This is a genomic window from Mycobacterium interjectum, from assembly GCF_900078675.2.
In the GTDB taxonomy this organism is placed as follows: domain Bacteria; phylum Actinomycetota; class Actinomycetes; order Mycobacteriales; family Mycobacteriaceae; genus Mycobacterium; species Mycobacterium interjectum.
Genome location: NZ_LT546237.1, coordinates 2383574 through 2404489, shown reverse-complemented (window position 1 = coordinate 2404489; position 20916 = coordinate 2383574). Strand labels below are relative to the sequence as shown.

Genomic DNA, 20916 nt, shown 5'->3' with positions numbered 1-20916 from the left:
CGGCGTCGTCTACGGGCGCCGCGCCTACCCGCTGATGGATTCGGTGCCGGTGCCGGCAACGTCCGCTAGCTGAGCGGGCGCCAAGTTTCGCGCGGCGGATCGCGCCTTTCACCGCCGCGGCATCCCGACTAGCGTTGGGTTTGCAATCCGGTTCGCGGCTCCGAGGCAGGAGGCTTGGTCGGCGGTGACAACGTTGGCGCGTCGAGTTCATCATGGCTGAGTCCGTCGGGGCCGTTAAGTTGTCCGACGAGCTCGGACCCGTCGATTATCTGATGCATCGGGGTGAAGCGAATCCCCGCACCCGGTCGGGGATCATGGCGCTCGAACTACTCGATTCGACGCCGGACTGGGACCGGTTTCGCACCCGATTCGAAAACGCCTCGCGGCGGGTGCTGCGGCTGCGGCAGAAGGTCGTGGTGCCGACGCTGCCCACCGCGTCCCCGCGTTGGGTGGTCGACGCCGACTTCAACCTGGACTTCCACGTGCGCCGGGTGCGCGTGTCCGGCTCGGGAACGCTGCGCGAGGTGTTCGACCTCGCCGAGGTGATCCTGCAGTCTCCGATGGACATCTCGCGGCCGCTGTGGACGGCCACGTTGGTGGAGGGCCTCGCCGACGGCAAGGCCGCGACGCTGCTGCACGTCAGCCACGCGGTCACCGACGGCGTCGGCGGCGTCGAGATGTTCGCCGAGATCTACGACCTCGAGCGCGACCCGCCGCCCCGGCCGACGCCCCCGCTACCCGTTCCGCAGGACCTGACACCGAACGACCTGATGCGGCAGGGCATCAATCGCCTGCCGTTCGCCGTCGTCAACGGCGTCGTCGGCGCCGTGGCGGGGGCGGTGTCGGCGGGCGGCAAGGCCGGGCGCGGTCCCCNCGTGACGAGCCGGCCATGAACATCATCGGATCGATCGCCCCGGTGTTGAGCGTGTTGCCCACGGCGGTGCTGGAGGGCCTCACCGGCTCGGTCATCGGCTCGGACGTGCAGGCCAGCAACGTCCCGGTCTATCCCGGCGACACCTATATCGCCGGCGCAAAGGTGTTGCGCCAGTACGGGATCGGTCCGCTACCCGGCGTCGCGATGATGGTGGTGCTGATCTCCCGCGGCGGCTGGTGCACGATCACCGTGCGCTACGACAGGGCGGCCGTGCGCAACGAGGCGTTGTTCGCCCAATGCCTGCTGGAGGGCTTCGACGAGATCCTGGCGCTGGCCGGCGACCCGGCGCCCCGCGCGGTGCCCGCCTCGTTCACCGAACCGGCCGTTTCGTCGCGATCGGTCGCGGGCTCGTGAGCGCCGCACAGGAGCGCGGCACCCCAAAGCCGGGGGAGGACATGCGGCTGCCCGGCTCGGTGGCCGAGATCATGGCCAGCCCACCGGGGCCGAAGATCGGTGCGTTCTTCGATCTGGACGGGACGCTGGTCGCCGGCTTCACCGCCGTCATCCTGACCCAGGAGCGGCTGCTGCGCCGCGACATGGGGGTGGGTGAGCTGCTCAGCATGGTGCAGGCCGGCCTGAGCCACACCCTGGGCCGCATCGAATTCGAAGACCTCATCGGCAAGGCCGCCGCGGCGCTGGCCGGGCGGCTGCTCGACGACCTGGAGGAGATCGGCGAGCGGCTGTTCGTCCAACGGATCGAGTCGCGGATCTATCCGGAAATGCGCGAGCTGGTGCGGGCCCACGTGGCCCGCGGCCACACCGTGGTGCTCAGCTCCTCGGCGCTGACCATCCAGGTCAACCCCGTGGCGCGCTTCCTCGGCATCTCCAACATGCTCACCAACAAGTTCGAGACCAACGAGGACGGGATGCTCACCGGCGGCGTGCAGAAGCCGATCCTGTGGGGGCCGGGCAAAGCCGCTGCCGTGCAACGCTTTGCGGCCGAGAACGGCATCGACCTCAAGGACAGCTACTTCTACGCCGACGGCGACGAGGACGTCGCCCTGATGTACCTGGTCGGCAATCCCAGGCCGACCAACCCCGAAGGGAAGATGGCCGCCGTGGCCAAGCGCCGCGGCTGGCCGATCCTGCGGTTCGACAGCCGGGGCCGCCTCGGGCTGCGGCGGCAGATCCGAACGCTCGCCGGCTTCGGCTCGATGTTCCCGGTCGCCGCCGTCGCGGTGGGGATCGGCGTGCTCACCCGCAGCCGGCGGCGCGGCGTGAACTTCTTCACCTCCACCTTCTCGCAGCTGTCGCTGGCGATCGCCGGGGTGCAGCTCAACGTCATCGGCGAGGAGAACCTCAACGCGCAGCGTCCCGCGGTCTTCATCTTCAACCACCGCAATCAGGTTGACCCGGTCATTGCCGGCGCGCTGGTGCGCGACAACTGGATCGGCGTGGGCAAGAAGGAGCTGCAGAAAGACCCGATCATGGGCACGCTCGGCAAGCTCCTCGACGGCGTGTTCATCGACCGGGACGATCCCGCCGCGGCGGTGGAGACGATGCACGAGGTCGAAGACCGGGCCCGCAAGGGGCTGTCGATCGTCATCGCCCCGGAGGGCACCCGGGTGGACACCACCGAAGTCGGGCCGTTCAAAAAGGGTCCGTTCCGCCTGGCGATGGCGGCCGGAATCCCGATCGTCCCGATCGTCATCCGCAACGCCGAGATCGTCGCCGCCCGAAACTCCACCGTCGTCAACCCCGGCACGGTCGACATCGCGGTGTTCCCGCCGATTTCGGTGCGGGACTGGACGATTGAGAACCTGCCGGAGCGCATCGCGCAGGTGCGGCAGCTGTATCTGGACACGCTGGCCGACTGGCCGGTCGACGAGCTGCCCGAGGTCGATCTGTACGCCGAGAAGAAGGCGGCGACGAAGGCCCCGAAAAAAGCCGCAGCCCTCGCGAAGAAAGCGGCCGTGAAGAAAGCGCCCGCCAAAAAGGCGGCCACCAAGAAGGCCGCACCCAAGGCAAAGCCGGCGAAGGCGAGCCCGAACGCGTCCGAAGTCGCGCTGAAAGACGGTGAGGTGCAACAGCCTCGAGGGCGGCCGTGACCAAACCGGCCGCGGATATCAGCGCAATCCTCGCCGCCCAAGATTCGCTGATATTGGCGTCCATGACCTCGCCGGTGGAAAGGGAGCTGGTCACGGCCTGGGTGCGCCAGCAGCGCGCTGGCAACCCGGAGGCCACGTTCGAGGTGTTGACGCTGCCACAACCGGAGGCGGCGCCGACGGCGCTTTCCGAGCTTGCCGAACGGCTCGAGTCCGAATCGAACGACGACCGGTCGGTCGTGCCGGTGCGGGTGTTCTGGCTGCCGCCGGCCCAGCGCGGCAGGCTCGCCCAGTTGGCCGGGTTGCTTCCCGGCCAGGATCCCTACCACCCCAACCAACGTCAGCAACGACAGATCGTGCGCGACGACCCGCAACGCGCGCGGGTGGTGGCCGGCGAGCCCGCCAAGGTCTCCGAACTGCGCCAGCAGTGGCGCGACACCACCGTCGGCGACCACAAGCACGACTTCGCGCATTTCGTCAGCCGGCGCGCCATCCTGGCGCTGGAACGCGCCGAATACCGAATCCTCGGGCCGCAATACAAGTCGCCGCGGCTGGTCAAGCCGGAGATCTTGGCGTCCACGCGGTTTCGCGCGGGCCTGAGAAGGATCCCGGGCGCCACCGTCGAGGAAGCCGCCAAGATGCTCGACGAACTCGCCACCGGCTGGAGCCGGGTGTCCGTCGACCTTGTCGGCGTCCTCGGCCGGGCGCTCAGCCGAGGGTTCGACCCCGACATCGACTACGACGCTTATCAAATCGCGGCGATGCGTGCCGCGCTGGAGACCCATCCCGCGGTGCTGCTGTTCTCGCACCGCTCCTACATCGACGGCGCGGTGGTGCCGGTGGCGATGCAGGAGAACCGGCTCCCGCCGGTGCACGTGTTCGCCGGCATCAACCTGTCGTTCGGGGTGATGGGGCCGCTGCTGCGCCGCTCCGGCGTCATCTTCATCCGCCGCAACATCGGCAGCGACCCGCTCTACAAGTACGTGCTGCGCGAGTACGTCGGCTACATCGTCGAGAAACGTTTCAACCTGAGCTGGTCCATCGAAGGGACGCGCTCGCGGACCGGAAAGATGTTGCCGCCCAAGCTCGGTCTGCTGTCGTATGTGGCCGACGCGTACCTGGACGGCCGCAGCGAAGACATCCTGCTGCAGCCGGTTTCGATCGGATTCGACCAGCTGCACGAGACCGCCGAATACGCGGCCTACGCCCGCGGCGGCGAGAAGACGCCGGAAGGCGTCGTCTGGCTCTACAACTTCATCAGGGCGCAGGGCGAACGCAACTACGGCAAGATCTATGTCCGCTTCCCCGAGGCGGTCTCCATGCGCCAGTACCTCGGACCGCCGCACGGTCCGCTTGCGCAAGATCCGGACGCCAAACGGCTTGCGCTGCACAAGATGTCTTTCGAGGTGGCGTGGCGGATCTTGCAGGCGACGCCGGTGACGGCGACGGGCTTGGTGTGCGCGCTGCTGCTGACCACCCGCGGCGCGGCGCTGACGCTCGGCCAGCTGCACCACACCCTGCAGGACTCGCTCGACTATCTCGAGCGCAAGCACAACCCGATGTCGACGAGCGCGTTGCGGCTGCGCACCCGCGACGGGGTGCTCGCCGCCGTCGACACGCTGTCCAACGGGCACCCCATCACCCGGGTCGACGGCGGCCGGGAGCCGGTGTGGCTCATCGGGCCCAACGACCAACACGCCGCGGCGTTCTACCGGAATTCGGTGATCCACGCCTTCCTGGAGACCTCGATTGTCGAACTCGCGCTTGCCTACGCCAGACGAGCGGAGGGCGATCGCGTCGAGGCGTTCTGGACGCAGGCGATGCGGCTGCGGGACCTGCTGAAGTTCGATTTCTATTTCGCCGACTCCGCGACGTTCCGGGACCACATCGCCGAAGAGATGACCTGGCACGACGACTGGGAGGCACACGTCGCCGCCGGCGGTGACGAGATCGAGGCGATGCTGTTCGCCAAGCGCCCGTTGATGTCGGACGCCATGTTGCGGGTGTTCTTCGAGGCGTACGAGATCGTCGCCGACGTGTTGCGCGACGCGCCGGCAGGTGTCGCCCAAAAGGAGTTGACGTCGATGGCCCTCGGGGTGGGTCGGCAGCATGTCGCCCAGACCCGCGTCCGTAGCAGCGAATCGGTTTCGACGCTGCTGTTCGCCACCGCGTATCAGGTGGTGGTCGACCAGGATTTGATCGAACCCGCCGACGATCTCGCCGACAGGCGGACCGCCTTCCGGCGGGAAATGCGGGACATCTTGCATGATTCCGACTACGTCGGGCGGATCGCGCGGAATCAGTTCGTCGCCCGCGAGGCCAAAGCGCGTCTGGACAGCCAGACTCGGTAGGCGCGGTGCGCCCAATACGCTGGGGGCATGACGGTCGATCAGCCGGTAGCCGCGCGCCGCGCGTTGGTGGGGCCGCTGCTGATCGGCGTCGCCGTGCTGGCGGGCTGCACCGCCGCCGGAATCGGCGCGCTCTCGCTGGCGGAAGCGCTCGCGGCGACCGGGTTGCCCGATCCGGGCCCGGCAACCACGCTGGGGTTGCCGTTTGTCCGGGCGGCGGGGGAGATCGCCGCGGTCGTGGCCGTCGGGTCGTTTCTCTTCGCGGCGTTCCTGGTCCCGCCGCAAACCAGCGGGGTTCTCGACGCCGACGGATACCGCGCGGTCCGCGTCGGGGCGGTGGCCTCAGGCGCGTGGGCGGTGTGTGCCGCTCTGCTGGTCCCGCTGACCATCTCCGACGTCTCCGGTCACCGGCTGGCCGACCTCGACCCGGGCGCGATCTGGTCGTTGGCCGGCCTGGTCAACACCGCCTCGGCCTGGCGCTGGACCGCGATCTTGGCCGCGCTGGTCACTGTGGCGAGCCGGTCGGTGCTGCGCTGGTCGTGGACGCCGGCGCTGCTCGCCGCGTCGGTGGTGACTTTGATTCCGCTCGGCCTGACCGGCCACTCGTCGGCCGGCGGCTCGCACGACCTGGCGACCAACAGCCTGCTGATCCACCTCGTCGCCGCCAGCCTGTGGGCGGGCGGTCTGCTCGCGCTGCTCGCCCACGCGCTGCGCAACGGCGACCACACCGGGCTGGCGGCGCGGCGGTTCTCGATGGTGGCGCTGTGGTGCTGGGTTGCGATGGCGCTCAGCGGATCGGTCAACGCGCTGGTGCGGGGGCTGCCGTCCGACCTGTTGACCACAGGCTACGGGCGGCTGGTGGTCGCCAAGTTCGTCGCGCTGTGCACGCTGGGAGTACTTGGGTGGCGCCAGCGGCGCTCCGCGGTGGCTGCGTTGCAGGCCGACGTGAGAGCGTCGGGCGCGCGCAAGGCGCTGATCAGACTGGCGCTGATCGAGGCCGCGGTGTTCGGCCTCACCTTTGGCATCGCCGTCGGGCTGGGTCGGACGGCACCGCCGCCGCCCCCGGCCCGGTTGCCCACGATTCCCGAAGCCGAGATCGGCTACGACTTCGACGGCCCGCCCACCGTGGCGCGGATCCTGTTCGACTGGCGCTTCGACCTGATCTTCGGCACCGCGGCCATCGTCCTCGCCGCGCTGTACGTGGCGGGGGTGGTGCGGCTGCGCCGCCGCGGCGACCGCTGGCCGCCGGGGCGGACCGTGGCCTGGCTGCTGGGCTGCCTGGCATTGCTGTTCGTGACCTCGTCGGGCGTCGGGCGCTACATGCCGGCGATGTTCAGCGTGCACATGATCGCCCACATGGGCCTGTCGATGCTGGTCCCGATCCTGCTGGTGCTGGGCGCCCCGGTCACCCTGGCGCTGCGGGCGCTGCCCGCGGCCGGCCGCGGCGATCCGCCCGGCATGCGGGAATGGCTGCTGGCAGCGCTGCACAGCCGCCTGTCGCGGTTCCTGACCAACCCGGTGGTTGCGACCGCGCTGTTCGTCGCCGGCTTCTACGGGCTGTACCTGTCCAACCTCTTCGACACCGCCGTGAGCAGCCACGCCGGGCATCTGGCGATGAACGTGCACTTCCTGCTCAGCGGCTACCTGTTCTATTGGATCGTCATCGGGGTGGATCCGACACCGCGTCCCATCCCGCCGCTGGCCAAGGTCGGCGTGGTTTTCGCGTCGCTGCCGCTGCACGCGTTCTTCGGCGTGGTGCTGATGGGAACCCGACAGGTGCTCGGCGGCGACTACTACCGCTCGTTGGGCCTGGCCTGGCACACCGATCTGATCGGCGACCAGCGATTGGGCGGTGGAATCGCTTGGGCCGCAGGCGAAGTGCCGCTGGTGATCGTGATGATCGCGCTGCTGGTGCAGTGGGCGCGCAGCGACCGGCGCACCGCCCGGCGGCTGGACCGGGCGGCCGAACTCGACGACGACGCCGAGCTGACCGCCTACAACGCGATGCTGGCCGAACTGGCGCGAGGGAAAACGCCGGGGCGTAGCGGTAGCCCGCGAGCGTAACGCCACTGCGAAATCCCCAGGGAATTTTCGCACCGGGGTTACGCTCGCGCGCCGTGACGCGACCTCGTTGGCGAGACGATGGGTGCGGCCGCGACGGTGCAGCTACCTGGTGCGCACGCAGGGGTGGTCCAGGCGCCACACCTGCCACCGAGCAGTCGTCGTCCAAGATTGGTTGATGCGCATCTACACGGTGGACTGCTTTGCTGACCGGCCATTCGCCGGGGCCCCCGCTGCCGTCTGTGTGCTCGACTCAGGATGGCCAGAGACGGAGTGGCTCCAACAGTTGGCGGCCGAGTTCAACCTGCCCGCCACCGCATTTGTCCGTCGCGCTCGGCCGCAGTGGGAACTACGGTGGTTCAGCCCGCGAACGGAACTGGCATTGTGCGGCAGCGGCACCTTGGCCGCCGCACACATCGTGTGGGAGGCCGGCGAGCGGGGAGACACTCTCGAGTTCACTACTTGTGGAGGCGTCCTGCGCGCACGCCAGGAACGCGGTCGACGAATCACGCTTGACTTCCCCGCCGACAGTCTTCATCCCGCGCCGGTATCGCCAAAGCTTGTTGCGGCACTTGGCGTTACGCCGCGCAAGGCGGCGCGCGGACGGCTCGACCTGCTCGCAGAGCTGGAGTCCCCCCAAGTCGTGCGCGCGCTGGTCCCCGATCTGGCGGCGGTGGCCGCCCTGGAGGCCCGCGGTCTCATCGTCACCGCGGGCGGCGGGGCCGACGGCGACTTCGTATCCCGCTTCTTCGCGCCCGCTGCCGGTATCGATGAGGATCCAGTGACTGCGTCCGCACATTGCACTCTCGGGGCCTACTGGTCGAAGAAACTGGGCAAGACCGCCTTGACCGGCCTGCAAGTGTCGCCTCGCGGTGGGCGCATCGACCTGCGACTGCGCGAGGGCCGGGTTGACCTGACCGGTCGCGCGGTCACCATCAGCCGCGGCGAGCTGGCGATCTGAGCAACTTAGGCTGGCTCGGTTTGAGGGAAACGCGCCCGGAACCAGGACGGCGAGACGGTGTAAGCGGTTGTTACGAGCCAGAGTCGTCCAGGGTGGAGTCAGGATCTCCGGGTGTCAAAGACGCTGTCGGCCACAAGCATCGGGTCCACAATTGATCGAGGTTCGACTTGACCGACTCGGCCCCCGGCGGAAGCGGGACGCGTTCGACCGAGCTGTATACGCGCTCCATGCATGACCGCACCGCCGCGCGTGCGCGGCGCACCCCCATGCCCCAAGATGCGGCTTCTGCGGCCAGGTCATCGACATCGATGTTGTCGATCCTCGTCTTACCGTTGATCACATGGCCCGTGCTCTTGAATGCGGGGTCCAGGTACCTCACTGGGGCGGCATCATAGATCGGAGCCAGTGACACGCTTCCATCGCGACTGATCATCACTGAATAATTTTTGGAGTGAGCGTCAGCGTTACCAATCACGACGTTAAATGTCACAGCCTGCAGCAACATCAACCTAAACCCGTCGGGGTTCAGCGTCCTGGGTGCGGCCGCGCGCGCTATGCGACGTAGCCTCGACCCCAAACGGACTGCTTCGCCGGTGCTCTCGTACTTGGCCTGAGGATCGAGACCCAGCGCTTGACAGAAATCCTCCTGATGCAGGCGGTAGCCTTCGGGGCTTCGGTCATACCGGACAACGACGATGGCCTCGCGCCCTTCGAACCGCTCCAAACGCGACTCCGCGGCATTGATGTCCATTCCCCGCGCCACTCGTAGTGCCCAGTCTTCCGTCTGAATGAGATGCTTCACGGCGCCGCCGAGTGGCTCGGGCTTGATGATGCGAGTTGAGGCCGCGCCGGCTTCAGGCCAGCCCCATCCGCCGTCGGGGAGAGCCACCAACAGCACTTTGTCCTGAATGCCGGCTAGCGATGCCTGCGGCGTGGCGCCTTCGGGCAGGTGGTAGGTCGGCAGGTCCGCGATAAGACTGTCGACCTCCTGCCTGGTCAACCGGCGGACGTGACCGGCACCGGGCGTTGCTTCCGCGGCGAGAATCTGGACAGCGCCCGCGCACTCCGCGCCGACCCGTTCTAACAGCATCATCGTGTCGTTGACGGGTACGCCGGCTTCTGTGGCGATGTGACGGCGCAGGTTGCCCTCCGGCAAAAGACCTTCGATGAACGCCGACACCTGCAGCGCGCCGTTCCTGTCTTGGATTGGCCGTGGCGAGACGGGCAAAGCCAAAGAGAGGACCCGGCTCCCCTCGCCGAAGGTGTCGAGCGCCTCGTCGGTGAATTCCAGCCGCAGGCGAAATCGGCGTGGCTCGGTCAGCCTCGCGATATGCACGCCGTGCAACCAAACGTCGAGTGCCCTACGTGCCATCGTTCACCATCACCCGAGAAAACTTCGGCACGAGCGCGAGCGCGATCCCGCACTCCGATAGCGCGCGCAGCGCAATGTCGACGCTGACAGATTCCCCGCGCTCAAGACGGGAGATGGTCATACGACTGACTCCGATACGGTCAGCGAGCTCACCCTGTTGAAAGCCCCGCGCCTGGCGCGCGCGCCGCAGGCCTTCGCCGAATTCGACGGTGTCGTACACGAGCGGGACAGAATGATGCATATTTCGATCATACGACCCATACGCCTAAATGATCAATATTTCGAGCATCGCAGAGCAGTGCCCTGATGATCGAAATATGTAGCACGTCTATCGTGGCGGATCTGGCGTGCCTTCGTCACTGACCCAGCCCACTGTCACCTGTGCCTTGTCATGGCGCGCGGGATCGCACCGGCCGGCCTGGCGGACCGATCCACAGTCACGGTTTCCTCCACAGGGGCAGCGGGTTGGAGGTCGTTTCAATGCGGAGTCCGTCGGTGGCGCCGAGCTAAATGGCGACCGGATAGGGCGGTGACGCGGTCACCGTGCCAATAGAGAAATGAAACCGAAGAAGGGATCAGTCAATGTTCGAAACCCCGCTGACCGTGGTCGGCCACATCGTCAACAACCCCGACCGCCGACAGGTCGGCACCCAGGAGGTCATCAAGTTCCGCGTCGCCAGCAATTCCCGGCGGCGAACGGCCGACGGCGGCTGGGAGCCGGGCAACTCGCTGTTCATCAACGTCAATTGCTGGGGCAAGCTCGTCACCGGCGTGGGCGCCGCGTTGGGCAAGGGGGCACCGGTGATCGTGGTGGGCCACGTGTACACCAGCGAGTACGAAGACCGTGACGGCAACCGCCGCTCGTCGCTGGAGATGCGTGCGACCTCCGTCGGGCCCGATGTGTCGCGCGCGATCGTGCGCATCGAGCGGCCGGGCTACACCGGCCCGACCGCCGCCGACGCCACCACGCCCGGGACGGATGCGCCCGACGGCGCCGGTGAGGACGCCGACGCGGGCGACGGCGCCGAGTCCGCCGAAACGGGGCCGCTGCCGCTGTCGGCTTAGCTGCGGGATCCGGCCTCCCGCGCGATGCCTAGGATGGTCCGCGAGAACTCTCTCAAAGATCAGAAAGGCACAACCGCGGCATGGCTGAGTTCATCTACACGATGAAGAAGGTCCGCAAGGCGCACGGCGACAAGGTGATCCTGGACGACGTCACGTTGAGCTTCTTCCCGGGCGCCAAGATCGGTGTCGTCGGACCCAACGGCGCCGGCAAGTCGAGCGTCTTGCGGATCATGGCCGGTCTGGACAAGCCCAACAACGGCGAAGCCTTCCTGGCCACCGATGCCACCGTCGGCATCCTGCAGCAGGAGCCGCCGCTGAACGAGGAGAAGACGGTCCGCGGCAACGTCGAAGAGGGCCTGGGCGAAATCAAGGTCAAACTCGACCGCTTCAACGAGGTCGCCGAGTTGATGGCCACCGACTACTCCGACGAGCTGATGGAGGAGATGGGCCGGCTGCAGGAGGAGCTGGACCACGCCGACGCGTGGGACCTCGACTCCCAGCTGGAGCAGGCGATGGACGCGCTGCGCTGCCCGCCGCCCGACGAGCCGGTCACCAACCTGTCCGGCGGGGAGCGCCGCCGCGTGGCGCTGTGCAAGCTGTTGCTGTCCAAGCCGGACCTGCTGCTGCTCGACGAGCCGACCAACCACCTGGACGCCGAAAGCGTGCAGTGGCTCGAGCAGCACCTGGCCGCCTACCCCGGCGCCATCCTGGCGGTGACCCACGACCGGTACTTCCTGGACAACGTCGCCGAGTGGATCCTCGAGCTCGACCGCGGCCGCGCCTACCCCTACGAGGGCAACTACTCGACCTACCTGGAGAAGAAGGCCGAGCGGCTTTCGGTGCAGGGCCGCAAGGACGCCAAGCTGCAAAAGCGGCTGACCGAGGAGCTGGCCTGGGTCCGGTCCGGGGCCAAGGCGCGCCAGGCCAAGAGCAAGGCCCGCCTGCAGCGCTACGAGGAGATGGCCGCCGAGGCCGAGAAGACGCGCAAGCTCGACTTCGAGGAAATCCAGATCCCGGTCGGGCCGCGGCTGGGCAACGTCGTCGTCGAGGTGCAGCACCTCGACAAGGGCTACGACGGTCGCACCCTGATCAAGGACCTGTCGTTCACCCTGCCGCGCAACGGCATCGTCGGGGTCATCGGCCCCAACGGGGTCGGCAAGACCACGCTGTTCAAAACCATCGTCGGGCTCGAGCAGCCGGACAGCGGCACGGTCAAGGTCGGGGAGACCGTCAAGTTGAGCTACGTGGACCAGACCCGCTCCGGGATCGACCCCAAGAGAACCGTGTGGGAAGTGGTCTCCGACGGGCTGGACTACATCGAGGTCGGCCAGAACGAGATCCCGTCGCGGGCCTACGTGTCGGCGTTCGGTTTCAAAGGTCCCGACCAGCAGAAGCCGGCCGGTGTGCTGTCCGGCGGCGAGCGCAACCGGCTGAACCTCGCGCTCACACTGAAGGAGGGCGGCAACCTCATCCTGCTCGACGAGCCGACCAACGACCTGGACGTCGAGACGCTGAGCTCGCTGGAGAACGCGCTGGAGAAGTTTCCCGGTTGCGCCGTGGTGATTTCGCACGACCGCTGGTTCCTCGACCGCACGTGCACGCACATCCTGGCCTGGGAGGGCGATGAGGACAACGAGGCCAAGTGGTTCTGGTTCGAGGGCAACTTCGGCGCGTACGAGGAAAACAAGGTGGAACGGCTCGGCGTCGATGCCGCCAGGCCGCACAGAGTGACCCACCGCAAGCTGACCCGCGACTAATGTCGGGGCTGCCCCGCTAAGCGGCGGGGCGACCAGACGCACAGCCCCGCGACGATGCGAGTTGGGAGCAATCGGCATGTCGATCGATCCCGGTGCCAAGCAGGACTTCAAGCCGTGGACGACGTTCAGCAAGCGTGACGACGTTCCCGACTGGATCGCGAACGCCTACATCGAGAGCTATCGCGGTCCGCGCGGCGACGAACCGGGCGCCTCGGGATCCGATCACGTCGACCCCGCGGCCCTGGTGACCCCCGCCATGCTGCGGGCACACTATCGGCTCGGTGAGTGCCGCCCGGAACGCGGAAGCTGCGTGTGCGTCCACCCGGCCGACGACCCCGACGGATTCGGGCCCGCGCTGCAGGTCGTCACCGCCCACGGCAGCATGCTGCTGGACTCCGTCACGGTGCTGCTGCACCGGCTCGGCGTCGGATACGGGGGCATCATGACCCCGGTCTTCGACGTCCGTCGGGATTCGAACGGGGACCTGCTCAGCGTCGAACCCAAAGCGCCCGGCACGTCGCAATTCGACGGCGAGGCCTGGATATACGTCCCTCTGTCGCCGTCGGTCGACGGAAAGGCCCTCGCCGAGGTGGAGCGGCTGCTGCCCAAGGTGCTGACCGACGTCGAGCAGGTCGCCACCGACGCCGCGGCGATGATCACCGCCCTGGGCGATCTGGAAGCCGCCGTCGAGGCCAACGCCGACGACCGCTATGCGGCACCGGACCGCGAGGACGTCGCGGAGCTGCTGCGCTGGCTGGGCAACGGAAACTTCCTGCTGCTGGGCTACCAGCGCTGCCGGGTGCACGACAGCCTGGTTTCCCCGGACGGCTCACCCGGCCTCGGGGTGTTGCGCACGCGCACCGGCTCGCGGCCCCGGTTGACCGACGACGACCACCTGCTGGTCTTGGCGCAGTCCGTCGTCGGCAGTTATCTGCGCTACGGCGCCTACCCGTACGCGATCGCCGTTCGTGAATACGGCGCTGAGGGCGCTGTCATCGAGCACCGCCTGGTCGGACTGTTCACTGTCGCCGCCATGAACGCCGACGTCCTGGAAATCCCGATGATCTCGCGCCGGGTCCGCGAAGCGCTCACGATGGCCGACGACGACCCCATCCACCCGGGTCAGCTGCTGCTCGACGTCATCCAGACCGTCCCGCGCTCGGAGTTGTTCACGCTCAGCGCCGAACGGCTGTTGGCGATGGCCAAGGCGGTGGTGGATCTGGGATCCCAGCGGCGCGCGCTGCTGTTCCTGCGCGCCGACCGGCTCCAATACTTCGTCTCGTGCCTGGTCTACGTGCCCCGCGACCGCTACACCACACCGGTGCGGTTGCAGATCGAAGACATCCTGGTCCGCGAGTTCGGTGGCACACGGCTGGAGTTCACCGCTCGGGTCAGCGAATCGCCTTGGGCGCTCATGCATTTCATGGTTCGATTGCCCGAATCCGATGCTCCGGTCGATGTTTCGGAAGACACCCGCGTCCGAATTCAAGGGCTGGTGAGCGAGGCGGCGCGAACCTGGGGAGACCGCCTGATCGCCGCCACCGCGGTGGGCACACCCGCGCACGACGACGCCGAGCACTACGCCACCGCCTTCTCCGAGGTCTACAAGCAGGCCGTCACACCCGGCGACGCCATCGAGCACATCGCGATCATCAATGAGCTGTCCGATGATTCGGTCAAGTTGGTGTTCTCCGACCGTGGCGAGGACGGCGCCGCCCAGCTGACCTGGTTCCTCGGCGGGCACACCGCGTCGCTCAGCCAGCTGCTGCCGATGCTGCAGAGCATGGGCGTCGTCGTGCTCGAGGAGCGGCCGTTCACCGTCAGCCGGCCGGACGGGTTGCCGGTGTGGATCTACCAGTTCAAGATCCAGCCGCATCCGACGATCCCGTTTGCGACGTCGGCGGCCGAACGTAACTCCACCGCAGAGCGATTCGCCGATGCGGTCACCGCCATCTGGCAGGGCCGCGTCGAGATCGACCGGTTCAACGAGCTGGTGATGCGGGCGAGGCTGACCTGGCAGCAGGTCGTCCTCATGCGCGCCTACGCGAAATACTTGCGGCAGGCCGGTTTTCCGTACAGCCAGTCCTACATCGAATCGGTGCTCAACGACCACCCGTCGACGGTGCGGTCACTGGTCACGTTGTTCGAGGCGCTGTTCGACCCCAGGGCTTCTTTTTCCGCGGGGTCGCCGACCAGCCGTGACGCGCAGGCGGCCGCCGCCGCGGTCGCCGCGGACATCGATGCGTTGGTGAGCCTGGACACCGACCGCATCCTGCGGGCGTTCGCATCGCTGGTTCAGGCCACCTTGCGCACCAATTACTTCGTGACGCGCGAGGGTTCGGCCCGGGCCCGTAATGTGTTGGCGCTCAAGCTGGATGCGCAGCTGATCGACGAGCTTCCGCTGCCGCGGCCGAAGTACGAGATCTTCGTGTATTCGCCCCGGGTGGAAGGCGTGCACCTGCGGTTCGGCCCGGTGGCGCGCGGCGGCCTGCGGTGGTCGGACCGCCGCGACGATTTCCGCACCGAGATCCTGGGCCTGGTCAAGGCGCAAGCCGTGAAGAACGCCGTCATCGTGCCGGTCGGGGCCAAGGGCGGCTTCGTCGTCAAGCGGCCGCCGCTGCCCACCGGTGAGGCCGCCGCCGACCGCGACGCCAGCCGTTCCGAGGGCGTCGCCTGCTATCAGCTGTTCATCTCGGGGCTCCTCGACGTCACCGACAACGTCGATCACGCAACGAAGAAGGTCAGTCCGCCCCCGGAGGTGATACGCCGCGACGGCGACGACGCCTACCTGGTGGTGGCCGCGGACAAGGGCACCGCCACGTTCTCCGACATCGCCAACGACGTCGCCAAGTCCTACGGGTTCTGGCTTGGCGACGCGTTCGCGTCCGGCGGATCGGTGGGCTACGACCACAAGGCCATGGGCATCACCGCCAAGGGCGCGTGGGAGGCCGTCAAGCGCCACTTCCGGGAGATGGGCGTCGACACCCAGACCGAGGACTTCACCGTCGTCGGCGTCGGCGACATGAGCGGCGACGTGTTCGGCAACGGCATGCTGCTCAGCGAGCACATCAGGCTGCTCGCCGCGTTCGACCACCGGCACATCTTCCTCGACCCCGACCCCGATGCGGCGTCGTCGTGGCGCGAGCGCAAGCGGATGTTCGAGCTGCCGCGGTCCAGCTGGGACGACTACGACAAGTCGCTGATCAGCGAGGGCGGCGGGGTGTACAGCCGTGAGCACAAGGCGATTCCGGTCAGCCCCCAGGTCCGCGACGCCCTCGGCATCCACGGGGCGGAAGAGGACGCCACCGAAATGTCGCCGCCCGACCTGATCAAGGCCATCCTGCAGGCGCCGGTCGACCTGTTGTTCAACGGCGGCATCGGCACCTACATCAAGGCCGAATCGGAGTCGGATGCCGACGTGGGCGACCGCGCCAACGACCCGGTGCGGGTGAACGCAAACCAGTTGCGCGCCAAGGTGATCGGCGAGGGCGGCAACCTCGGGGTGACCGCGCTGGGGCGCGTCGAGTTCGATCTGTCGGGCGGGCGCATCAACACCGACGCGATGGACAACTCCGCCGGCGTGGACTGTTCCGACCACGAGGTCAACATCAAGATCCTGATCGACTCGCTGGTCACGGCGGGCAAGGTCAAGGCGGGGGAGCGCAAGGAGCTGCTGGAGTCGATGACCGACGAGGTCGCGGCCCTGGTGCTCCAAGACAACGAGGACCAGAACGACCTGATCGGCACCAGCCGCGCCAACGCGGCCAGCCTGCTGCCGGTGCACGCGATGCAGATCAAGTACCTGGAGGAGCGCGGCCTCAACCGGGAGTTAGAGGCGTTGCCGTCGGAGAAGGAGATCCACCGGCGCACCGACGTCGGCATCGGGCTCACCTCCCCGGAGCTGTGCACCCTGATGGCCCACGTCAAGCTGGCGCTCAAGGAGGACATGCTCACCACCGAGCTGCCGGAGCAGGACGTGTTCGCGTCCCGGCTGCCGCTGTACTTCCCGAGGCCGCTGCGCCAACGGTTCACCCCGGAGATCCGGACCCACCAGCTGCGCCGGGAGATCGTCACCACCATGCTGATCAACGATCTGGTCGACGCGGCGGGCATCAGCTATGCGTTCCGGATCACCGAAGACGTCGGCGTCGGCCCGATCGACGCGGTGCGCACCTACGTCGCCACCGACGCCATCTTCGGGGTGAGCGAGATCTGGCGGAGCATCCGCGCGGCGGACATACCCGTGGCGCTGTCGGACCGCCTCACGCTGGATACCCGGCGGCTGATCGACCGCGCCGGCCGCTGGCTGCTCAACTACCGTCCGCAGCCGCTGGCCGTGGGCGCCGAAATCAACCGGTTCGCCGCAAAGGTCAAGGAACTCACGCCACGCATGTCGCAGTGGCTGCGCGGCGACGACAAGGCGATCGTCGAAAAGGAGGCGGCTGAATTCGCGTCGGAGGGCACCCCGGAAGACCTGGCGTACCTGGTCGCCGCGGGGCTGTATCGCTTCAGCCTGCTCGACATCATCGACGTCGGCGACATCACCGAGATCGAGACCGCCGACGTCGCGGACACCTATTTCGCCCTGATGGACCGGCTCGGCACCGACGGCCTGCTGACGGCGGTGTCCGAGCTACCCCGGCACGACCGCTGGCAATCGTTGGCGCGCTTGGCGATTCGTGACGACATCTACGCCTCGCTGCGGTCGCTGACCTTCGACGTGCTCGCCGTGGGGGAGCCCGACGAAAGCGGCGAGGAGAAGATCGGTGAGTGGGAACAGATGAGCGCGTCGCGGGTGGAACGGGCGCGTCGCACGCTCAGCGAGATTCAGGAAAGCGGCGCAAAGGATCTGGCGACGCTGTCGGTGGCGGCCCGGCAGATTCGCCGCATGACCCGCACCAGCGGACGGGGATCGTCGAGTTGAGCGTCGGGTACGTCGCGCCGGTGCCGGTGCGCTGGTCGGACATCGACATGTACCAGCACATCAATCACGCCACCATGGTCACCATCCTCGAGGAGGCGCGGGTGCTGTTCCTCCAGGAGCCGTTCGCCGCCGACATCACGACCATCGGGCTGCTGATCGCCGACGTGCGGGTCACCTATCTGGGGCAGCTGCGGCTGACCGATTCGCCTCTGCAGGTGACCATCTGGACCAAAAAGGTGCGGGCGGTGGACTTCACGCTGGGCTACGACGTGCGGTCGGTCAATGCCGACCCGGCGTCGAAGCCCGCCGTCATCGCCGAGACGCAGTTGGCCGCCGTCCATATCGAGGAGCAGCGGCTGGTGCGACTCTCGCCGCACCATCGGGAGTATTTGCAACGATGGCTGCGGGAATAACGGCCGAGCGCGGACTGTGGTTGCGCGACGCCGCGCACCGCGGGGACCTGGCCACGTTCGTCGATCACGCGATGCGCCTGGACGACGCCGCGGTCATCCGGTTGCGGGCCCGGTCGGCCGGGCTGCTGACCGCTTGGGTGGCAACGGGTTTCGACGTGCTGGCCAGCCGCGTGGTCGTCGGCAGGGTGCGACCCGACGATTTGTCTGTGGCCGCGGACGCGCTGGCGCGTGGCCTGTCGGCGGCGGACGCCTCGGGTTACGTCGATCCGGGCTTCGCGATGGACTCGGCGTGGCGGGGCGCGCTGCCCCCCGAAACGGGGTTCACCCACCTCGAAGACCTGCCGGCCCAGGTGCTGCTGGACCTGGCGCAGCGCGGTGCGCGACTCGCCAAGGAGCGCGGCAGCTCGCACGGCCCGCCGGTCTCGCTGCTCGACCAGGAGGTCATCCGGGTCAGCTCGGCCGATGTCAGCGTCGGGCTCCCGATGCGCTGCGTGTTCGCCTTGACCGCAATGGGTTTCCTGCCGCAGTCGCCCGCCGAGGGCGCCGCCGCCGACGAGCTGGTGCGGGTGCGGATATCGCCGTCGTGGCTGCGGGTCGACGCTCGGTTCGGCTCGGTGTACCGGCGCCGCGCTCACGCGGCGCTGGTGTTGCGCTGACAGGTTTGAAAGGTCAGACCAGCCAGGCCGCCGCGTCGGGCGGCAGCTTGCCGTCAACCAACGGCGCGCTGGCCAAGATGAGCTCTCCCGGTGGCAACGTCATCGCGCGGCGGCCGGCATTCAGGGCACACACCAGGCCCCCGCCGCGGCGCCGGAATATCAGGGTGCCGCGCGTCGCCGCCTGCCAATCCAGGCCGTCACCGGCGAATTCGGTTCGCTCCCTGCGCATTTTCAGCGCCCGCCGAAAGAACGACAGCGTCGAGTCGGGGTCGTCGCGCTGCTTTTCGACGGTCAGCGCCGCCCAGTCCGCGGGCATCGGCAGCCAGGTATCGGCAGTGGTTGAGAACCCGAACGGCGGCGCCTCACCCGACCACGGAATCGGGACGCGGCACTTGTCGCGGCCGCGTTCGGTGTGCCCTGAACGCTCCCACGTCGGGTCCTGCAGCACCTCCTCGGGCAGGTCCAGGACGTCGGGCAGCCCCAATTCCTCACCGTTGTAGACGAACACCGCGCCCGGCAGGGCGAGCATCACCATCGCCATGGCCCGCGCCCGGCGCAGCCCGGCCTCGCCGCCGCCGTACCGGGTGACCTCGCGGCCCACGTCGTGGTTGGACAGCGTCCACGTGGGGGTGGCGTTCTCGAGGGCGGTTGCGGCCAGCGAGTTGTCGATCGCGTCGTGAATTGCGGTGGCGTCGAAGTCGATCTTCGTCAGCCGGAAGTTGAAGCCCAGATGCAGCTCGTCGGCCCGCAGATACTCGGCCCAGCGGGCGTTGTCCATGACCCACACCTCGCCGATGGTCACCGCCCCCGGATAGTCGTCGACGATCGCGCGGATGCCGCGGTGGATCTCATGCACGCTCGGGTGGTTGAAACGCGGATCGTCATCGCTGTGGCTCAGCACCTTGATGTCGTCCTTCGCGTCGGGTAGGTCGGACGGCTTGGCCATCCCGTGTGCGACGTCGATGCGGAAGCCGTCCACGCCGCGTTCCAGCCAGAAGCGCAGCGTCTTCTCGAAGTCGTCGAAGACCTCGGGATGTTCCCAGTTCAGGTCCGGCTGCTCGGCGTCGAACAGATGCAGATACCACTGGCCGGGATTGCCGTCCGGCTCGACGATCCGCGTCCAGGCCGGCCCGCCGAACACCGACGTCCAGTTGTTCGGGGGCAGCTCGCCGAGGGGACCGCGGCCGTCGCGAAAGTAGTAGCGCTCCCTCGCATCGGTGCCCGGGCCGGCAGCCAGCGCCGCCTGAAACCAGGGGTGCTGCGAACTGCTGTGGTTGGGCACCACGTCCATGGTGACCTTGATGCCCCGCTGATGTGCGGCCGCGATCAATCGCTCGATGGCGGCCATCCCGCCGAACACCGGGTCGATGTCGCGCGGGTCCGCCACGTCGTAGCCGTGGTCGGCCATCGGCGAGACGGTCACGGGGTTGAGCCAGATCGCGTCGACACCCAGGTACGTCAGGTGTTCCAGCCGGGCGGTCAGCCCGTCGAGGTCGCCGATCCCGTCACCGTCGCTGTCGGCGAACGACCGCGGATAGACCTGGTAGAAGATCGCGCTTGACCACCACGGCTCGTGGCTCATACTGCTCCGTTCGGTTAGCAATCAGAAGGATGAATTGACCAGCGAGTGGGCGGCCATCTCCAGATAGTCGAGCAACTCGCGCCGATGCTCGTCGTCCAGGGTTTGCGAATCGATGGAAGCGACCGCGGTGTGCATGCACCGCAGCCAGGCGTCGCGCTCGATGGGGGTGATCCGGAACGGCGCGTGCCGCATCCGCAGCCGCGGATGCCCGCGCCGGTCGGAGTAGGTGCGCGGGCCGCCCCAGTACTGCTCGAGGAACATCCGCAGCCGCTCCTCGGCGCCAGCGAGGTCGTCCGCGGGATACAGCTGACTGAGAATCTCGTCCTCCGGGACCTGCGCGTAAAACCGCGACACGATCGCGTTGAAGGTTTCGGCACCGCCGACAGCGTCGTAAAAGCTCACCTGATCCATTGCCTCCATTGTGGTGCATGGCCTCGGCGGCAAGGCCGGGCCTACCCTGCTGTTCACCGGAAAGACACGGCGCGCACCAGCAATAAGGGTGCGTTTGGTCGCGAATCATGGTGGACTATCCGCGGAGGATCTATGGCGCATGGCAAGAGACGCCGCAGCCACCGCAGTTCCGGTGCCGCGGCAGGGTTGACCGGGCCCCCAACCGCGTCGTGCCTGCATAGCGTCGAAACCCATCCGCCCACCCGCCACGAGAGCGCCTCGATCTGGAGCCGCCGGCGGGTGCTGCTGCTGAATTCCACGTACGAGCCGCTGACCGCGCTGCCCATGCGGCGGGCCATCGTCATGGGGATCTGCGGGAAGGCCGACGTGGGGCCCCACGACCCGGGG

At 67.9% G+C, this 20916-nt stretch carries 13 protein-coding genes and 2 pseudogenes; 11 read left to right on the top strand and 4 right to left on the bottom strand.

Translation table 11 applies throughout. The features are described from left to right. The first annotated feature begins 212 nt into the window (after window positions 1-212). From BN4348_RS45885 to BN4348_RS45865, 5 genes and pseudogenes are all read left to right on the top strand, one after another. Window positions 213-1288, top strand: a pseudogene (locus tag BN4348_RS45885) (wax ester/triacylglycerol synthase domain-containing protein). Between the two features lie 41 nt (window positions 1289-1329). Further along, complete coding sequence (locus BN4348_RS45880) at window positions 1330-2982, top strand: HAD-IB family hydrolase (RefSeq protein ID WP_276002771.1); 1653 nt, start codon at window positions 1330-1332, stop codon at window positions 2980-2982. Then, window positions 2979-5330 (top strand): glycerol-3-phosphate 1-O-acyltransferase, encoded by a 2352-nt coding sequence (locus tag BN4348_RS45875; protein ID WP_066914258.1) that lies wholly within the window; start codon window positions 2979-2981, stop codon window positions 5328-5330. Before BN4348_RS45880 ends, BN4348_RS45875 begins: the two co-directional genes overlap by 4 nt. A gap of 27 nt (window positions 5331-5357) precedes the next feature. Further along, window positions 5358-7391: a cytochrome c oxidase assembly protein gene (locus BN4348_RS45870; protein WP_066914256.1), complete on the top strand. Its 2034-nt coding sequence runs from the start codon at window positions 5358-5360 to the stop codon at window positions 7389-7391. A gap of 175 nt (window positions 7392-7566) precedes the next feature. Continuing rightward, window positions 7567-8349, top strand: coding sequence for a PhzF family phenazine biosynthesis protein (locus BN4348_RS45865; protein ID WP_066914254.1), 783 nt, complete (start codon window positions 7567-7569; stop codon window positions 8347-8349). 70 nt (window positions 8350-8419) lie between these two features. Here BN4348_RS45865 and BN4348_RS45860 read toward each other — a convergent pair whose 3' ends face one another. Together BN4348_RS45860 and BN4348_RS45855 are read right to left on the bottom strand one after the other, a co-directional pair. Continuing rightward, a complete protein-coding gene (locus BN4348_RS45860; RefSeq protein ID WP_066914252.1) occupies window positions 8420-9721 on the bottom strand; it encodes a type II toxin-antitoxin system HipA family toxin in 1302 nt (433 codons plus the stop codon). Further along, window positions 9711-9941: a helix-turn-helix domain-containing protein gene (locus tag BN4348_RS45855; RefSeq protein ID WP_235852760.1), complete on the bottom strand. Its 231-nt coding sequence runs from the start codon at window positions 9939-9941 to the stop codon at window positions 9711-9713. Before BN4348_RS45855 ends, BN4348_RS45860 begins: the two co-directional genes overlap by 11 nt. 362 nt (window positions 9942-10303) lie before the next feature. Here BN4348_RS45855 and BN4348_RS45850 point away from each other — a divergent pair, with 362 nt between their 5' ends. The 5 genes from BN4348_RS45850 (at window position 10304) to BN4348_RS45830 (ending at window position 18536) form a co-directional block, all read left to right on the top strand. Further along, entirely contained in the window at window positions 10304-10786 is a 483-nt protein-coding gene (locus tag BN4348_RS45850) for a single-stranded DNA-binding protein (RefSeq protein WP_066914247.1), read from the top strand. An 80-nt stretch (window positions 10787-10866) separates the two neighbouring features. Beyond that, window positions 10867-12543 (top strand): energy-dependent translational throttle protein EttA, encoded by a 1677-nt coding sequence (gene ettA, locus BN4348_RS45845; RefSeq protein ID WP_066914245.1) that lies wholly within the window; start codon window positions 10867-10869, stop codon window positions 12541-12543. 76 nt (window positions 12544-12619) lie between these two features. Beyond that, entirely contained in the window at window positions 12620-17467 is a 4848-nt protein-coding gene (locus tag BN4348_RS45840) for an NAD-glutamate dehydrogenase (protein WP_066914243.1), read from the top strand. After that, a complete protein-coding gene (locus tag BN4348_RS45835; RefSeq protein WP_066914241.1) occupies window positions 17464-17880 on the top strand; it encodes an acyl-CoA thioesterase in 417 nt (138 codons plus the stop codon). Before BN4348_RS45840 ends, BN4348_RS45835 begins: the two co-directional genes overlap by 4 nt. Beyond that, entirely contained in the window at window positions 17865-18536 is a 672-nt protein-coding gene (locus BN4348_RS45830; protein WP_066914239.1) for a hypothetical protein, read from the top strand. Before BN4348_RS45835 ends, BN4348_RS45830 begins: the two co-directional genes overlap by 16 nt. A gap of 13 nt (window positions 18537-18549) precedes the next feature. On the opposite strand, the gene BN4348_RS45825 is transcribed toward BN4348_RS45830, so the two are convergent. Both BN4348_RS45825 and BN4348_RS45820 read right to left on the bottom strand, forming a co-directional pair. Beyond that, entirely contained in the window at window positions 18550-20118 is a 1569-nt protein-coding gene (locus BN4348_RS45825) for a glycoside hydrolase family 13 protein (RefSeq protein WP_066914237.1), read from the bottom strand. Between the two features lie 21 nt (window positions 20119-20139). Beyond that, window positions 20140-20529, bottom strand: a complete 390-nt coding sequence (locus BN4348_RS45820; protein WP_066914235.1) for a globin — start codon at window positions 20527-20529, stop codon at window positions 20140-20142. A 132-nt stretch (window positions 20530-20661) separates the two neighbouring features. On the opposite strand from BN4348_RS45820, the pseudogene BN4348_RS45815 reads away from it, so the two are divergent. Next, window positions 20662-20916: pseudogene (locus BN4348_RS45815) on the top strand (HNH endonuclease); the annotation flags it as partial.